The organism is Pseudomonas sp. GD03875, from assembly GCF_029840585.1.
Taxonomy (GTDB): domain Bacteria; phylum Pseudomonadota; class Gammaproteobacteria; order Pseudomonadales; family Pseudomonadaceae; genus Aquipseudomonas; species Aquipseudomonas paralcaligenes.
On sequence record NZ_JAOCCV010000015.1, the window covers coordinates 12,264 to 28,543 of the forward strand.

The 16,280-nt window shown below is 65.3% G+C and carries 15 protein-coding genes; 6 read left to right on the forward strand and 9 right to left on the reverse strand.

Annotation, left to right across the window (positions count from 1 at the left end; genetic code table 11):
* The first annotated feature begins 51 nt into the window (after positions 1 to 51).
* The 3 genes from N5D30_RS14520 to aguA all read left to right on the forward strand — a co-directional run bounded on the left by N5D30_RS14520 (position 52) and on the right by aguA (position 3,075).
* Positions 52 to 693, forward strand: coding sequence for a TetR/AcrR family transcriptional regulator (locus tag N5D30_RS14520; RefSeq protein WP_279909597.1), 642 nt, complete (start codon positions 52 to 54; stop codon positions 691 to 693).
* A 305-nt stretch (positions 694 to 998) separates the two neighbouring features.
* The gene (aguB, locus tag N5D30_RS14525; RefSeq protein WP_279909598.1) at positions 999 to 1,880 is read left to right on the forward strand and encodes an N-carbamoylputrescine amidase; all 882 of its coding nucleotides are present in this window, start codon (positions 999 to 1,001) and stop codon (positions 1,878 to 1,880) included.
* Positions 1,881 to 1,968: 88 nt separating this feature from the next.
* Complete coding sequence (gene aguA / locus N5D30_RS14530; protein WP_279909599.1) at positions 1,969 to 3,075, forward strand: agmatine deiminase; 1,107 nt, start codon at positions 1,969 to 1,971, stop codon at positions 3,073 to 3,075.
* 147 nt (positions 3,076 to 3,222) lie between these two features.
* Here the strand turns inward: aguA and N5D30_RS14535 are convergent, their stop codons facing one another.
* Together N5D30_RS14535 and desA are read right to left on the reverse strand one after the other, a co-directional pair.
* Entirely contained in the window at positions 3,223 to 4,209 is a 987-nt protein-coding gene (locus tag N5D30_RS14535; RefSeq protein WP_279909600.1) for a cytochrome-c peroxidase, read from the reverse strand.
* 163 nt (positions 4,210 to 4,372) lie between these two features.
* Positions 4,373 to 5,557 (reverse strand): delta-9 fatty acid desaturase DesA, encoded by a 1,185-nt coding sequence (gene desA / locus N5D30_RS14540; protein ID WP_220812545.1) that lies wholly within the window; start codon positions 5,555 to 5,557, stop codon positions 4,373 to 4,375.
* A 165-nt stretch (positions 5,558 to 5,722) separates the two neighbouring features.
* On the opposite strand from desA, the gene dibA reads away from it, so the two are divergent.
* Positions 5,723 to 7,990, forward strand: a complete 2,268-nt coding sequence (gene dibA, locus N5D30_RS14545; protein ID WP_279909601.1) for a phosphodiesterase DibA — start codon at positions 5,723 to 5,725, stop codon at positions 7,988 to 7,990.
* Between the two features lie 170 nt (positions 7,991 to 8,160).
* On the opposite strand, the gene N5D30_RS14550 is transcribed toward dibA, so the two are convergent.
* The 7 genes from N5D30_RS14550 to N5D30_RS14580 all read right to left on the reverse strand — a co-directional run bounded on the left by N5D30_RS14550 (position 8,161) and on the right by N5D30_RS14580 (position 13,821).
* Positions 8,161 to 8,376 carry a TOBE domain-containing protein gene (locus N5D30_RS14550; protein ID WP_220812547.1) on the reverse strand — a complete coding sequence of 72 codons (216 nt, stop codon included), beginning with the start codon at positions 8,374 to 8,376 and terminating at the stop codon, positions 8,161 to 8,163.
* Positions 8,377 to 8,482: 106 nt separating this feature from the next.
* Positions 8,483 to 9,283, reverse strand: a complete 801-nt coding sequence (ssuB, locus tag N5D30_RS14555; RefSeq protein WP_220812548.1) for an aliphatic sulfonates ABC transporter ATP-binding protein — start codon at positions 9,281 to 9,283, stop codon at positions 8,483 to 8,485.
* Positions 9,280 to 10,074: an aliphatic sulfonate ABC transporter permease SsuC gene (gene ssuC / locus N5D30_RS14560; protein ID WP_220812549.1), complete on the reverse strand. Its 795-nt coding sequence runs from the start codon at positions 10,072 to 10,074 to the stop codon at positions 9,280 to 9,282. The genes ssuB and ssuC overlap by 4 nt, the downstream gene beginning before the upstream one ends.
* Before the next feature lie 161 nt (positions 10,075 to 10,235).
* Complete coding sequence (gene ssuD / locus N5D30_RS14565; protein WP_220812550.1) at positions 10,236 to 11,384, reverse strand: FMNH2-dependent alkanesulfonate monooxygenase; 1,149 nt, start codon at positions 11,382 to 11,384, stop codon at positions 10,236 to 10,238.
* 59 nt (positions 11,385 to 11,443) lie between these two features.
* Positions 11,444 to 12,412: a sulfonate ABC transporter substrate-binding protein gene (locus N5D30_RS14570; RefSeq protein ID WP_279909603.1), complete on the reverse strand. Its 969-nt coding sequence runs from the start codon at positions 12,410 to 12,412 to the stop codon at positions 11,444 to 11,446.
* 172 nt (positions 12,413 to 12,584) lie between these two features.
* Positions 12,585 to 13,172, reverse strand: coding sequence for an NADPH-dependent FMN reductase (gene ssuE / locus N5D30_RS14575; protein ID WP_220812552.1), 588 nt, complete (start codon positions 13,170 to 13,172; stop codon positions 12,585 to 12,587).
* A 10-nt stretch (positions 13,173 to 13,182) separates the two neighbouring features.
* The gene (locus N5D30_RS14580) at positions 13,183 to 13,821 is read right to left on the reverse strand and encodes a peroxiredoxin (RefSeq protein ID WP_220812553.1); all 639 of its coding nucleotides are present in this window, start codon (positions 13,819 to 13,821) and stop codon (positions 13,183 to 13,185) included.
* Between the two features lie 203 nt (positions 13,822 to 14,024).
* Between N5D30_RS14580 and N5D30_RS14585 the strand changes: the two genes are divergently transcribed.
* Both N5D30_RS14585 and N5D30_RS14590 read left to right on the forward strand, forming a co-directional pair.
* Positions 14,025 to 15,017 carry a sulfate ABC transporter substrate-binding protein gene (locus N5D30_RS14585; protein WP_220812554.1) on the forward strand — a complete coding sequence of 331 codons (993 nt, stop codon included), beginning with the start codon at positions 14,025 to 14,027 and terminating at the stop codon, positions 15,015 to 15,017.
* A gap of 321 nt (positions 15,018 to 15,338) precedes the next feature.
* Positions 15,339 to 16,058 carry a response regulator transcription factor gene (locus tag N5D30_RS14590; RefSeq protein ID WP_081672164.1) on the forward strand — a complete coding sequence of 240 codons (720 nt, stop codon included), beginning with the start codon at positions 15,339 to 15,341 and terminating at the stop codon, positions 16,056 to 16,058.
* Positions 16,059 to 16,280: the final 222 nt, after the last annotated feature.

The window sequence follows — 16,280 nt, forward strand, 5'->3', positions numbered from 1 at the left end:
ACTCCTGTCCGCCTGGCGTCCAATAGCGCCTCACTCGGACAGGAGACCGGCATGACCCGCACCGCCACCGCCCGCAAGCCCCGCGCCAGCAGCCAGGCGCGCATCGGCCTGATCCTGCAGGCGGCGCGCGAGCTGCTGAGCGCCCAGGGCATCGCCAGCCTGACCATCTACGGGGTGGCCGAGCGGGCGGGCATCCCGCCCTCCTCCGTCTACCACTTCTTCGCCAGCGTGCCGGCGCTGCTGGAAGCGCTGACGGCCGACATCCACGCCGCCTTCCGCGACTGCCTGCTGCAGCCGGTGGAGCACGCCGAACTGCGCGACTGGCGCGACCTGTCGCGCATCGTCGAGCGGCGCATGCTGGCGATCTACGCCAACGACCACGCCGCGCGCCAGCTGATCCTGGCCCAGCACGGCCTGGCCGAGGTGACCCAGGCCGACCGCCAGCACGATCTGGAGCTGGGCCGCCTGATGCAGCGGCTGTTCGAACGCCACTTCCCGCTGCCGCAACTGCCGGACGACATCGACGTGTTCGCCCTGGCCATGGAGCTGGGCGACCGGGTCTACGCCCGCTCGGTGCAGCTGCACGGCGAGATCACCCCGCGCCTGGCCGAGGAAGGCATGCGGGTGTTCGACGCCTACCTCGGCCTGTACCTGCCCGCCGCCCTGCCGAAAAGGCCAGCACCGCTGGCCTGACCGCCCCTCCCTGTAGGAAGGGGCCGCTGCGAAAGCCCGCCGCCTCTGTGGGAGCGGACTTGTCCGCGAAAGGGGTTGGCACCGTGCCTGCCTTTTCGCGGACAAGTCCGCTCCCACATAAAAAACCCCAGATTAATATCGATAAAAATCCGTTTATTTTATGAAATAGGCCGGATGCATCTTTTAATACCGATATTTATCGGATATAAATCGATCATTACGCCTTGGTCGATGCTCGGCCATGGCACTCCGAAAAGGCCGCCGGGGACGCCGGATCGGCCTGCGAACGAGCCAAGAGGTGCTTCATGTCGCGTATCGTTACCGTCGCCGCCACCCAGATGGCCTGCTCCTGGGACAGCGCCGCCAATATCGCCAATGCCGAGAAGCTGGTGCGCCAGGCGGCCGCCAGGGGCGCCCAGATCATCCTGCTGCAGGAGCTGTTCGAGACGCCCTACTTCTGCCAGAAGCCGAATCCGGACTACCTGCAGCTGGCGACACCGACCGAGGAGAATCCGGCCATCCTGCATTTCCAGGCACTCGCCCGGGAGCTGCAGGTGGTGCTGCCGATCAGCTTCTTCGAGCGCGCCGGCCGCGCCCGCTTCAACAGCATCGCCATCATCGACGCCGACGGCAGCAACCTCGGCGTGTACCGCAAGAGCCACATCCCGGACGGCCCTGGCTATCACGAGAAGTACTACTTCAACCCGGGCGACAGCGGCTTCCGGGTGTGGGACACCCGCTACGCGAAGATCGGCGTGGGCATCTGCTGGGACCAGTGGTTCCCCGAGGCGGCCCGCAGCATGGCCCTGATGGGCGCCGAGCTGCTGTTCTACCCGACCGCCATCGGCAGCGAGCCGCACGACCCGGCCATCACCTCGCGCGACCACTGGCAGCGCGTGCAGCAGGGCCATGCCGGCGCCAACCTGATGCCGCTGGTCGCTTCCAACCGCATCGGCCGCGAGGAGCAGGACGGCTACGACATCACCTTCTACGGCTCCTCGTTCATCGCCGACCCGTTCGGCGCCAAGGTCGAGGAACTGGGCGAGCGCGAGGAAGGCGTGCTGGTGCACAGCTTCGACCTGGACCGCCTCGAACACGTGCGCAGCGCCTGGGGCGTGTTCCGCGACCGCCGGCCGAACCTATACTGGCCGATCTCGACCCTCGACGGCGAAAGCCTGTCCGAGTAACCGCACACAATGGGCAGGGTGCACCGCGCGCACCTCGCCATCCCGATACCTTCGCCGGTGCGCATGGCGCACCCTACGGAGCCAAGCAATGCCCACCCTGACCAGCACCCCACGCACCGACGGTTTCCGCATGCCCGCCGAGTGGGAACCCCACGACCAGACCTGGATGGTCTGGCCCGAGCGCCCGGACAACTGGCGCCTCGGCGGCAAGCCGGCGCAGGCCGCCTTCACCGCCGTGGCCAAGGCCATCGCCCGGTTCGAGCCGGTGACCGTGTGCGTCTCCGCCGGCCAGTACGAGAACGCCCGCGCACGCCTCGACGACGCCAACATCCGCCTGCTGGAGATCACCACTGACGACGCCTGGGTGCGCGACACCGGCCCCACCTTCGTCATCGACGACAACGGCCAGGTGCGCGGCGTGGACTGGACCTTCAACGCCTGGGGCGGCTTCGACGGCGGCCTGTACTGGCCGTGGCAGCGCGACGACCAGGTGGCGAGCAAGATCCTCGAGATCGAGCGCCGCGACCGTTACCGCACCGAGGGCTTCGTGCTGGAGGGCGGCTCGATCCACGTCGACGGCGAAGGCACCCTGATCAGCACCGAGGAATGCCTGCTCAACAGGAACCGCAACCCGCACCTGAACCGCGAGCAGATCGAGGCGGTGCTGGCCGAGCATCTGGCGATCGACACGGTGATCTGGCTGCCGGACGGCCTGTACAACGACGAGACCGACGGCCACGTCGACAACTTCTGCTGCTACGTGCGCCCGGGCGAAGTGCTGCTGGCCTGGACCGACGACGCCAACGATCCGAACTACCCGCGCTGCCAGGCGGCGATGAAGGTGCTGGAGTCCGCCCGTGACGCCAAGGGCCGCCAGCTGGTAGTGCACAAGATGCCGATCCCCGGCCCGCTGCACGCCAGCGAGGAAGAATGCGCCGGCGTCGACGCCGCCGCCGGCAGCCAGGAGCGCAGCCCGGACGTGCGCCTGGCCGGCTCCTACGTCAACTTCCTGATCGTCAATGGCGGCATCGTCGCGCCGAGCTTCGACGACCCGAAGGACGAGGAGGCCCGCGCCATCCTCCAGCGCGTGTTCCCCGAGCACCAGGTGGTGATGGTGCCGGGCCGCGAGATCCTGCTCGGCGGCGGCAACATCCACTGCATCACCCAGCAGCAGCCGGCGCCGCAAGGGCGCTGAGGCCCGGATGAAAGAGGCCCTCTGTGAAGAGGGCCTGGTGGGGGAGCAGGCTTGTGTGGGAGCGGTTGGGCGGCATTCCGATTGGCCGCGAATCTTCGCAAAGCTTAAAAGCTCGCGGACAAGTCCGCTCCCACAGCCTGCGCTGCGCTACCGGAACGGCTTCGGCGGCGGCGTGGCGCCGGTGGACGGCGGCAGGATCGGCAGCGCGAAGCTCGGCTGCTCGCCGGTCAGGGTCTTGAGGAAGGCGGTGACCTTGCCCACCTCGTCGGCGCTCAGCTGGCGACCCAGTTGCAGGCGCGCCATCACGTCCACCGCCTCTTCCAGCTTCCAGTAGGCACCGTCGTGGAAGTAGGGGTAGGTCAGCTCCACATTGCGCAGGGTCGGCACCTTGAACTTGAAGCGGTCGGCGTCCTTGCCGGTCAGGCCGGCGACACCCTCGGCGGGGTTCTGGGTCTGGTAGGGCTCAACCAGGCCCATCTTCTGGAACGAGTTGCCGCCCAGCGCCGGGCCGTTGTGGCAGGCCACGCAGCCGATCGACTTGAACAGCTCGTAGCCCTCCAACTCAGCGGCGCTGATCGCGTTGGCGTCGCCCTTGAGCCACTTGTCGAAGCGCGAGTTCGGCGTGACCAGAGTCTTCTCGAACTCGGCGATAGCGTCGGTCACCTCATCCAGGGTGATCTCGTCGTTCTTGTACACCGCCTTGAACGACTCCCGGTACTGCGGGATGGAGCGCAGCACGTCGAGCGCCAGGATGTGGGTGAAAGCCATCTCCTTCGGGTTGGCGATGGGGCCGGCGGCCTGTTCCTTGAGGTCGGCGGCGCGGCCGTCCCAGAACTGGGCCAGGTTGAGGCCGGAGTTGAGCACGGTGGGCGAGTTGATCGGGCCCTCCTGCCAGTTGTGGCCGATGGAGGTCGGCAGGTTGTCGCTGCCACCCATGGACAGGTTGTGGCATGAGTTGCAGGAAATGAAGCCGGAGCGCGACAGGCGCGGGTCGAAGAACAGTTGCTTGCCCAGTTCGACCTTGGCGGCATCGGTGACCTGGGCCGGGGCGATGGGCTCCACCGGTTCCTTGTTGGCCTCGGCGACGGTCGAGCCCAGACAGAGTCCGGCAAACAGCAGGGTAGCGGCGCGCATGATGTTTTATCTCCTCGTTATTAGTGTTGGCACACGGTCTGGATTCACCATGCGCGCGCACGAAGAGCGGGAAGCTGACTCAGGTCAATGCGCTGCCGCCTCGCTTACATCCGGACACAAAAAACCCCACCAGAGGTGGGGTTTTTAGCGAAGCGACCGCGAATCAGGCGGTGGTCGGGCGCAGCGAGTAGGTCTTCAGCTGCTCGGCGAACTCGCGCAGGGACTGGATGCCGCTGGCCTCGGCCTCATGTATCCACTGCTTGATCGCTTCGAGCATGTCGTGGCCGTTGCTGCTGGTCTTGACCCAGATCTGCTGCAGGGCGATGCGCTTCTCGTAGATCACCTTGAGCGCCTGGCTCTGCGCCAGCAGGTCGGCGATGCGCGCGTGGTGGCGGTCGTCCAGCAGGCTGGTCTCGCGCGACAGCAGGCGCTTGGCGCGGCGGAACAGGTGGCGCACCGACTCGTCGGCCTTGGCCAGTTCCTGCTTGACCAGCGGCTTGATCACCAGCTTGCGGTACTGGGCCATGATCTGGAAACGGTTGTTGAGGATGGCCATGGCGGTGTCCATGTCCAGGCTGCGCTTGCCCTCGACCCGGTGGGCGATGGGCGCCACCCGCTGCACCTTGGCCAGGCGCAGGAAGCCGAACAGCTTGATCCAGGCCCAGCCCATGTCGAACTCCCACTTCTTCACCGACAGCTTGGCGCTGTTCGGGTAGGTGTGGTGGTTGTTGTGCAGCTCCTCGCCACCGATCAGGATGCCCCAGGGCACCAGGTTGGTGGCGGCGTCACGGCATTCGAAGTTGCGATAGCCCACGGCATGGCCGAGACCGTTGATCACGCCCGCGGCCCACACCGGAATCCACATCATCTGCACCGCCCAGACGGTCATGCCGAGCACGCCGAACAGGGCCAGGTCGATGATCGCCATGAGGATGATGCCGCCCATGGGGAAGCGGCTGTAGAGGTTGCGCTCGACCCAGTCGTCCGGGCAGTTCTTGCCGTAGATGCGCAGGGTCTCCTCGTTCTTCGCCTCCTCCTGGTACAGCTCGGCGCCCTTGCGCAGCACGGTGCCCAGGCCCTTGATCACCGGGCTGTGGGGGTCGTCGGCGGTTTCGCACTTGGCGTGGTGCTTGCGGTGGATGGCGGTCCACTCGCGGGTGTTCTGGCCGGTGGTCAGCCACAGCCAGAAGCGGAAGAAATGCTTGAGGGCGGGGTGCAGCTCCAGCGCGCGGTGCGCGGAGTAGCGGTGCAGGTAGACGGTGACGCTGACGATGGTGATGTGGGTCATCACCAGGGTGACCGCCACCAGTTGCCACGGCGAAAGATCGAGAAAACCGTTGTACCACATAGAAGGGTATTGCCTCGCGGGGAGAGAGATAGCGGCCGGGCCCTGGCCTTGCGCGCATTATCACCAACGACAGGGAGAAAGCCAGACCATCGTTAGACGAGAATGCACTGGAAGCCGACTTATCTATAATGTGCCGCCGTGCACATTTTCGATGCCAAGTCGCCCATGAAATTTCAGCGTACCCCGCTGCAGCTGACCCTGCTCTACCTGCTCTTCGCCACGCTGTGGATTCTCCTCAGCGACTGCCTGTTGCTGTGGCTGGCGCTCGACGGGAAACTGCGCACCGGCCTGGAAGTGCTGAAGGGCCTGGTCTTCGTGCTGATCACCGCTGCGCTGCTGTACTGCGCGCTCAGCCAGTATCAGCAGGAGCAGCGCCGGGTGCAGGCGCGCATCCGGCGCAGCGAGGAACGCCTCGCCCAGGCCCTCGACGCGGCCCAGGAAGGCATGTGGGACTGGGATCTGAAAAGCGCCAGGGTGTTTTTCTCCAAGCGCTACTGCGACATGCTTGGTTACACACCCGAGGAATTCGGTGACAGCCAGGAGGCCTGGCGCGAACGTCTCCATCCCGACGACCGGGAGCCGGCCATCCAGCGCCTGGAGACACTGCTGGTCGACCGCCAGCCCTACTACGAGAACATCGCCCGCCTGCGCCACCGCGACGGCGGCTACCGCTGGCTGCATTCCCGCGGCCAACTGCTGCTCGACGAGGACGGCCAGCCGCGCCGCTTCATCGGCACCTCCAGCGACATCACCCAGCGCCGCGCCGACGAGGACAGCCTGCGCCAGGCCGCCGCGGTGTTCGACAGCACCCAGGAAGGGGTGCTGGTCACCGACCAGACGCGCAAGATCGTCCACGTCAACCCGGCCTTCTCGCGCATCACCGGCTTCAGCGCCGAGGAAGTGCTGGGCAAGGAGCCCAACCTGTTCAAGTCCGGCCGCCACGACGCGGCCTTCTACCACAACCTGTGGCACGCCCTGGAGCAGCGCGGCTCGTGGAGCGGGGAAATCTGGAACCGGCGCAAGAGCGGCGAGGTGTTCCCCATGTGGCAGTGCATCCGCAGCATCCACGACGAGCGCGGCAAGCTCAGCCACTACGTGGCGGTGTTCTCCGACATCAGCGCGTTGAAACGCTCCCAGCACGAGCTGGACTTCCTCGCCCACCACGACCCGCTGACCACCCTGCCCAACCGCCTGCTGTTCGGCGAGCGCATCGAGCAGGCGCTGCAGCGGGCGCACCGGGACAAGCTGCGCGGCGCCCTGCTGCTGTTCGACCTGGACCACTTCAAGATCGTCAACGAGAGCCTGGGCCACAACATCGGCGACCAGTTGCTCAAGCTGATCGGCGAACGCCTGGCCCAGTGCCTGGCGCCGCAACTGACCCTGGCACGCCTGGGCGGCGACGAGTTCGGCCTGCTCAGCGACGACTGCGCGGGGGCGGAGCAGGCCTCGCTGCTGGCCCAGCACCTGCTGGACGAACTGGCCCAGCCGTTCATGATCGACGGCCAGACCTTGTTCATCAGCGCCAGCATCGGCATCAGCCTGTTCCCCGAGGACGGCGACAGCGTCGAGCAACTGATGCGCAACGCCGACTCCGCACTGTTCCGGGCCAAGAGCAGCGGACGCCAGACCTTCGCCTTCTACAGCCAGGACATGACCGCCGTCGCCCAGCAGCGCGTGCGCCTGGAGTCCGAGCTGCGCGCGGCCCTGGAACAGGGCGACCTGCGCGTCCACTACCAGCCGATCCACCGCCTCGACGACCGCGGCCTGATAGGCGTCGAGGCGCTGGTGCGCTGGGAGCATCCCCAGCGCGGCCTGGTCACGCCGGGCGAGTTCATCCCCATCGCCGAGGACAGCGGGCTGATCGGCGCCATCGACGCCTGGGTGCTGGCGCACGCCTGCAACCAGATGCAGGCCTGGATCAGGGAAGGACGCGGCCTGGAATTCGTCGCGGTGAACGTCTCCAGCCGCCTGTTCGGCCGCGGCGACCTGGCCCAGCAGGTGGCCCAGGTGCTGGCGGACACCGGGCTCGACCCGGCGCACCTCGAACTCGAAGTGACCGAGAGCGCGGTGATGGACAACCCGGAGCAGGCGCAGACGGTGCTCGCCCAGCTGCGCGAGCTGGGCGTGCGCCTGGCCATCGACGACTTCGGTACCGGCTACTCCTCGCTCGCGCGCCTCAAGCGCCTGCCGGTGCACAAGCTCAAGCTCGACCAGAGCTTCGTCTGCGGCCTGCCGGACGACCATGAGGACGCCGCCATCGCGCGCGCCGTGATCACCCTCGGCCAGAGCCTGGGGCTGCGCGTGCTGGCGGAAGGCATCGAGAAGGAGTCCCAGGCCGCGTTCCTGCGTGGCCTGGGCTGCAACCTCGGGCAGGGCTACTGGTTCGGCCGGCCGCAACCGGCCGAACAGCTCATGTCCACCACGAAGCCGTAGGACAGGTGCAACCCGCGCCCGCGACCTACGCGCCGCAGAGCCTGTACCGGTAACACAGACTGTAGGAGCGGCTTTAGCCGCGAAGCTTTTCCTGCACACCTCGGTTCGCGGCTAAAGCCGCTCCTACAACCGCATCTGCCTCATGCCCTCGCGAGGTCGTGAACTGGCTATCAGAGCTTGGCGATCGACACCTCGGTGGACTTCACGAAGGCGATCACTTCGCTGCCCACCTGCAGGTCCAGCTCGCGTACCGAGCGGGTGGTGATCACCGAAGTGACGATGCCGGCGGCGGTCTGCACGTCGATCTCGGACAGCACGTCGCCGATCACGATTTCCTTGATGCTGCCCTTGAACTGGTTGCGTACGTTGATGGCTTTGATGGTCATGGTATTTCTCCTAACGTCGAAATTAGCTACAAGCGGCAAGCTTCGAGCTGCAAGAAAGAGCGGGTCGCTTTCACTTGCGGCTTGTCGCTTGCAGCTTGCCGCTGCTCTAAAGCGCCCAGCGCAATTGCGTGGGCAGGGGTGAAACGGGTTCCGGCTCCGGCGGCGTGCCGGGCAGCGCCAGCACGCGGTCGAGTACCTGGGCCTCGAGCGCGCCGAGTCTCGCCGAGCCACGCTGGCGCGGACGCGGCAGGTCGACGGCCAGGTCCAGGCCGATGCGACCCTCCTCGATCAGGATCACCCGGTCGGCGATGGCCACCGCCTCCGCCACGTCGTGGGTCACCAGCAGCACGGTGAAGCCGTGCTTCTGCCACAGGCGCTCGATCAACTGCTGCATCTCGATGCGGGTCAGCGCGTCCAGGGCGCCGAGCGGTTCGTCCAGCAGCAGCAGGCGCGGCTGGTGGATCAGGGCGCGGGCCAGGGCCACGCGCTGCTTCTGCCCGCCGGACAGCGCCGCCGGCCACTCGCCCGCGCGGTCGGCCAGGCCGACGGCGGCCAGCGCCTCGCGGGCCTTGGGCTTCCAGTCGCCAGACAGGCCCAGGCCGACGTTGTCGATCACCCGCTTCCACGGCAGCAGGCGCGCGTCCTGGAACATCAGCCGGGTGTCCTCGCGGGCCGCCGACAGCGGGCCCTTGCCGGCCAGCAGCTGGCCGCCGCTGGGCGCATCGAGACCGGCCAGCAGGCGCAGCAGGGTGCTCTTGCCGCAGCCGCTGCGGCCGACCACGGCGACGAACTGGCCGGCCGGGATGTGCAGGTCGATGCCCTGCAGCACCTCGCGCTCGCCGAACGCCTTGCGGATGCCCTGGATGGCCAGGGGGATGCCCTGGCGGATGTTGTGCAGGGCGGTCATCGCGCACCTGCCTTGGCCTGGTAGGCCGGATGCCAGCGCAGCCAGGCGCGTTCGAGGCCGCGGGCGGCCACGTCGGCCAGCTTGCCGAGCACCGCGTAGAGCAGGATCGCCAGCACCACCACGTCGGTCTGCAGGAACTCGCGGGCGTTCATCGCCAGGTAGCCGATGCCGCTGCTGGCGGAAATGGTCTCGGCGACGATCAGGGTCAGCCACATGAAGCCGAGGGCGAAGCGCACGCCGACCAGGATCGACGGCAGCGCGCCGGGCAGGACCACCTGCCAGAACAGGGCGAAGCCCTTGAGGCCGTAGCTGCGCGCCATCTCCACCAGGGCCGGGTCGACGTTGCGGATGCCGTGGTAGGTGTTCAGGTAGATCGGGAACAAGGTGCCGAGGGCGACCAGGAAGATCTTCGCCGCCTCGTCGATGCCGAACCACAGGATCACCAGCGGGATCAGCGCCAGGTGCGGCACGTTGCGGATCATCTGCACCGAGCTGTCGAGGAAGCGCTCGCCCCAGTTGGACAGGCCGGTGATGAAGCCCAGCAGCAGGCCGAGGCCGCCGCCGATGGCGAAACCGATGGCCGCGCGCTGGCCGCTGATGGCCAGGTGGGTCCAGATCTCGCCGCTCTTGAGCAGCGCCCAGCCGGCTTCGAGCACGGCGCTGGGCGCCGGCAGGATGCGGGTGGACAGCCAGCCGGCCGCCACCGCGCCCTGCCAGATCGCCAGCAGGGCCACGGGCAAGGCCCAGGGCGCCAGGCGGCGACCGATGTTGTGTAGCGTGTGCGTCGACATGGCAACGCTCCTTTTCATGTTCGTCATACGTCAGGCTCGCACCTGGCCGATCTCCCTCACCCCTGACCCCTGACCCCTCTCCCAGGGGGAGAGGGGGATTCGGGCACAGCGCGGGCTGCCCCCTCTCCCTCCGGGAGAGGGTCGGGGTGAGGGGCATGCCTTCAGCTCGCCGCAGCCGCCTTGGGCAGGATGTCACTGGAGATCATCTCGCCGAACGGGCTGACGTAGCCGCGGCTCTGCGGGCGCTCCGGCTGGGCGATGTCGAGGTGCGGGAACAGCAGTTCGGCGACCCGGTACGACTCTTCCAGGTGCGGGTAGCCGGAGAAGATGAAGGTGTCGATGCCAAGCTCGGCGTATTCCTTGACCCGCGCGGCCACGGTCGGGCCGTCGCCGACCAGGGCGGTGCCGGCGCCGCCGCGCACCAGGCCGACCCCGGCCCAGAGGTTGGGCGACACTTCCAGGTTGTCCTTGCGGCCGCCGTGCAGCGCGGCCATGCGCTGCTGGCCGACCGAGTCGAAGCGCGCCAGGGAGGCCTGGGCGCGGTCGATGGTGTCCTGATCCAGATGGCTGATCAGGCGGTCTGCGGCGGCCCAGGCTTCTTCGTTGGTCTCGCGCACGATCACGTGCAGGCGGATGCCGAAGCGCACTTCGCGGCCCAGCTTGGCGGCCTTCTCGCGCACGGCGGCGATCTTCTCGGCCACCGCGGCCGGTGGCTCGCCCCAGGTCAGGTACAGCTCGACCTGCTCGGCGGCCAGGTCCTGGGCGGCCTCGGAGGAACCACCGAAGTACAGCGGCGGGCGCGGCTGCTGGATCGGCGGGTAGAGCAGCTTGGCGCCCTTCACCTGGAGGTGCTTGCCGTCGTAGTCGACGCTCTCGCCCTCCAGCACGCGGCGCCAGATGCGGGTGAATTCGACGGAGGCCTCGTAGCGCTCCTCGTGGGACAGGTGCAGGCCGTCGCCGGCCAGTTCGTCCGGGTCGCCGCCGGTTACCAGGTTGAACAGCGCGCGGCCATTGGACAGGCGGTCCAGGGTCGCCGCCTGGCGTGCGGCCACGGTGGGCGAGATGATCCCCGGGCGCAGCGCGACCAGGAACTTCAGGTTCTGCGTCACCGGGATCAGCGAGGCGGCCACCAGCCAGGAGTCCTCGCAGGAGCGCCCGGTGGGGATCAGCACGCCGCCGTAGCCGAGACGGTCGGCGGCCTGGGCGATCTGGGTGAGGTAGCCATGGTCGACGGCGCGGGCGCCTTCGGCGGTACCGAGGTATTTGCCGTCGCCATGGGTGGGCAGGAACCAGAAGATGTTGAGGCTCATGGAGTGGTCTCCTAGATGGATTCGGTGTCGCCGCGGCCCGGCGGGCCGCGGCGTGGGGCTTACTGCTGGGCGACCTTGGCGGATGCCGGCGGATTCCAGATCACATCCTGGATAACCAGCTTCTTCGGGATCAGCTTGAGGTCGGTGAAGGTGTCAGCGATCTTCTGCTGGGCGACCACCACCTCCGGGCCGATCAGCCTGGCGCCGTAGCCCTGGCGCTTGACCGCGCTATAGGTGATCTCGCGCGACAGGCCGAGCAGCGGCGCGACCTGGTCGGTGGCTTCGTCCAGGTTGCCCTGCACCCACTCGCCGACGCCGCGGATCTCGTCGATCAGCACGCCGATCACCTGCGGGTTCTTCTCGGCATAGGGGCGGGTGGCCAGGTAGAACTGGTGGTTGTCGACCAGGCCGGTGCCGTCGCGCAGGGTGCGGGCCTGCAGCTGGTGCTCGGCGGCGGACTGGAAGGGGTCCCAGATCACCCAGGCGTCGACGCTGCCGCGCTCGAAGGCGGCGCGGGCGTCGGCCGGCGGCAGGTACACGGGCTGGATGTCGGCGTACTTGAGGCCGGCGTCTTCCAAGGCGCGCACCAGCAGGTAGTGCACGTTGGAGCCCTTGTTCAGGGCGACCTTCTTGCCCTTCAGCTCGGCGACCGATTTGATCGGCGAGTCCTTCGGCACCAGGATCGCCTCGCCGGTCGGGGCGGGCGGCTCGTGGGCCACGTAGAGCAGGTCGGCGCCGGCCGCCTGGGCGAATACCGGCGGGGTCTCGCCGGTGACACCGAAGTCCACCGAGCCGACGTTGAGTCCTTCGAGCAGCTGCGGGCCGCCCGGGAACTCGGTCCACTTCACCTCGACGCCCTGCTCGGCCAGGCGCTTCTCCAGCGTGCCCTTGGCCTTGAGCAGCACCAGGGTGCCGTATTTCTGATAGCCGATCCGCAGGGTCTCGGCTTGTGCTTGAGTGATGGCGCCGAAGGAGATGGCCGCGACAAACAGGGCGACCAGGCTCCGACGCAAAGTAATGGTGCGCATGGCGCTCTCCCTTTGCTGTGGTTTTTCTAGGTTGGCTACCTGCTTGCCCGTTGGCGGGCGAGTAAGGCGGGATAATCAGCGGCAAGCTACAAGCCTCAAGCGGCAAGCGGACGTGCCCGCTCTTGCTCTGGCCTTTACTTGCAGCGTGTAGCTTGAAGCTCGTAGCTGCTCTTCAAATGCTCCAGCGGGCGTTCACCAGCCGGTCGTTCAACAATTGTGGGTCGATCGGTTTCGGCCGGCGGGCCAGGGCGGCGAGGAACTGCTCCAGCGCATCGTTCAGGCGCAGCTCCAGGTCCGGCACCAGCCGCACGCACTCTTCCAAGTACTGGATCTGGCTGTCGTCGGCGAACACGCCGTGCAGCACTTCCTGGGCCTTGAGCGCGGCCAGCACCGGCTTCAGCGCGTAGTCCACCGCCAGCATGTGGGCGGGGCTGCCACCGCTGGCGATGGGCAGCGCCACCTTGTGCTGCAGGGCGCGCTCGGGGAGCACGTCCAGCAGCGTCTTCAGCGCCCCGGAGAACGAGGCCTTGTACACCGGCGTCGCCACCAGCAGGCCATCGGCCAGCGAGACCTGCTCGATGAAGTGACGGATCTGCGGGCTGGCGAAGTTGGCGTACAGCAGGTCTTCCGCCGGAAAGTCGCGGACCTGGTAGGAAACCACCTCCACGCCACGCAACTCCAGGCGGCGCCGGGCATAGTCGAGAAGACCGTTGGAACGGGACTTCTGGCTCGGGCTGCCGCCCAGTGAAACTACCAGCATGATGACTTCCTTAACGGTTCGGCTGCGGCGTCAGGCGCAAGTACGGCTTCACCGCGCGGTAGCCTTTCGGGAAGCGGCGGGCGATCTCTTCCTCGTCCTTCAGCGAGGGCACGATCACCACCTCGTCGCCGTCCTGCCAGTTGGCCGGGGTGGCGACCTTGTGGTTGTCGGTGAGCTGCAGCGAGTCGATCACCCGCAGGATCTCGTTGAAGTTGCGCCCGGTGCTGGCCGGGTAGGTGATGATCAGGCGCACCTTCTTGTTCGGGTCGATAATGAACAGCGAGCGCACGGTGAGGGTATCGTTGGCGTTCGGGTGGATCAGGTCGTACAGGCCGGATACCTTGCGGTCGGCGTCGGCCAGGATCGGGAAGTTGACCAGGGTGTTCTGGGTCTCGTTGATGTCGTCGATCCAGCGCAGGTGCGAATCCACCGGGTCCACGGAGAGGGCGATGGCCTTCACCCCGCGCTGGGCGAACTCGTCCTTCAGCTTGGCGGTGAAGCCCAGCTCGGTGGTGCACACCGGGGTGAAGTCGGCGGGGTGGGAAAACAGCACGCCCCAGCTGTCGCCCAGCCAGTCGTGGAAACGGATGCGACCCTCGCTGGAGTCCTGCTCGAAGTCGGGGGCGATGTCGCCCAGGCGGATGCTCATGGTGGTGTTCCTTCAGGTTCGTTGCGTGGGGCTCACTATGCGCAGGAACGAAAAGGAATAAAAAGAATAAATAATGATTTATTTATTCCATTTTAAGATATGCAGTTCATGCATAAACGCATAAGCATCTAATCAATTATTCTTTCAATGAATAAGCAGCAGCCCATATAGTCAGCACCGCTCTTCCATTCCAAGGACGTCCGATGAAACGCCTACTGCCTCTCTCCCTGCTGGCCGCCAGCTTCGCCTTCGCCGCCTCCGCCCAGGCGGCGAACCTGCTCAACGTCTCCTACGACGTGATGCGCGACTTCTACAAGGACTACAACGCCGCCTTCCAGAAACACTGGCAGGCCGAGGGCGGCAAGCCGCTGACCATCCAGATGTCCCATGGCGGCTCCAGCAAGCAGGCCCGCGCCGTGATCGACGGCCTGCCGGCCGACGTGATCACCATGAACATGGCCACCGACATCAACGCGCTGGCCGACAACGGCGGCCTGGTGCCCCAGGACTGGGCCGCGCGCCTGCCCGACAACAGCGCGCCCTTCACCTCCGCCACCGTGTTCATCGTGCGCAAGGGCAACCCCAAGGCCCTGAACGACTGGCCGGACCTGCTCAAGGACGGCGTGCAGGTGGTGGTGCCCAACCCCAAGACCTCGGGCAACGGCCGCTACACCTACCTCTCCGCCTGGGGCTACGTGCTGCAGAACGGCGGTGACGAGAACAAGGCCAAGGACTTCGTCGGCAAGCTGTTCAAGCAGGCGCCGGTGCTGGACACCGGCGGCCGCGCCGCCACCACCACCTTCATCCAGAACCAGATCGGCGACGTGCTGGTGACCTTCGAGAACGAAGCCGAGATGATCGCCCGTGAATTCGGCCGCGGCGGCTTCGAAGTGGTCTACCCGACCGTGTCCGCCCAGGCCGAGCCGCCGGTGACGGTGGTCGACAAGGTGGTCGATCGCAAAGGCACCCGTGCCGAAGCCGAGGCCTATCTGAAATACCTGTGGTCCGAAGAGGGCCAGCGCATCGCCGCCAACAACTACCTGCGCCCGCGCAACGAGAAGATCCTCGCCGAGTTCTCCGACCGCTTCCCGAAGGTCACTTTCCTCAACGTGAACGAAACCTTCGGCGACTGGCCGAGCATCCAGAAGACCCACTTCAACGATGGTGGCGTGTTCGACCAGATCTATGCGCAGTGACGCCAGACCGGTGACATAAGGACAGGGAAGCGATGCGAAGGGCAGGGATGCCCGGGGAACGCAGCCCGGAGCGACGAGGCTCCGGGCTGCAGCAACGGATCAGTTGACGGCGTCCTTCAATAACCATTGAGAAATACCGTTTCATTTTTTGAAACACCGCCACCCCCCACCAGATCAGCTCACCGTTGAGAATTCTTTTGATCAAGCAGAACATTCGTTTCATTTTATAGAAAAAAGCTTGCCCCTTCGGGCGAAAACACCCTCAGGTGCTTCTACCCGGCATGTCAAAATCGTCTCCATGTATCCTTTCGCCGCCCAAAAATGACAGCTATTGCAAAACTCATTTCGATCAAAATCCTTGTCGCTCACGATCACCCGGCACTGCGCTCACATATTCGAACCTGCCTTGAGAAGTTTGGCTACGAGGTAACAGAGACAGAAAGCTGCAAGCAAGCCACAATCGTCATGAATACATCAAAGTTCTCGGCGATGGTTTTTAATGGTGACGCGCCAGACTTTTTATCCGAAGCCCCTTTAATAATCAGGTGCTCAACTATAAACAAAGACACCCCATGCATTATTTTGGCGCAAGCTAATTCACTGATCATTAATAATAAAACCTTCAACCCGAAGATTGATGATTACTTGCTTAAGCCATTCAAAATTGAGGTTATTGCAAAGCGCATCGCCGCCATAATAAAACCGAAGAATCTAGGATCTATTACGTCTATAGGCAGCATGACACTTTGCGACAAAAAAGGGACGCTCACTATTGGCGGATCAACGTCGAGGCTTCCGAAAAGGCAACATCAAATACTCTTTACACTAGCCAAACATGCGCCTCGAGTAGTCCATCAAGATCTAATTATTGCTGCACTTGATGCTCAGAAAGAATGCAAATCAAGCGATGATACGACTATCAAGTCTACGATTTATCGATTGCGCAAGAGCTTGCGAGATGCTGGCAGTGATGTACGCATCAAAAACGTTCGGGGATGTGGATACAGAGTCCAAATCCCAGAATGCGAGCCATCGGACTGAAAGCCCACTCGGCCTCAGCTAAAATTCGCGGCAAATATTCAAATACGGATGAGGAACATATCCCCAATGGCATAGAGCGGGTAAGAGTCGTTACATCTACGCTTACTCTCGGCGAATTTTAAGGCCTCCCACTACCAATAAGGAATTCTGGTTTGGGTCTGACCGCATAATCCGAGCTGGCTTTGGTTTTTTATTTCCAAGCCTCCTCCACAGCGTGAGCGG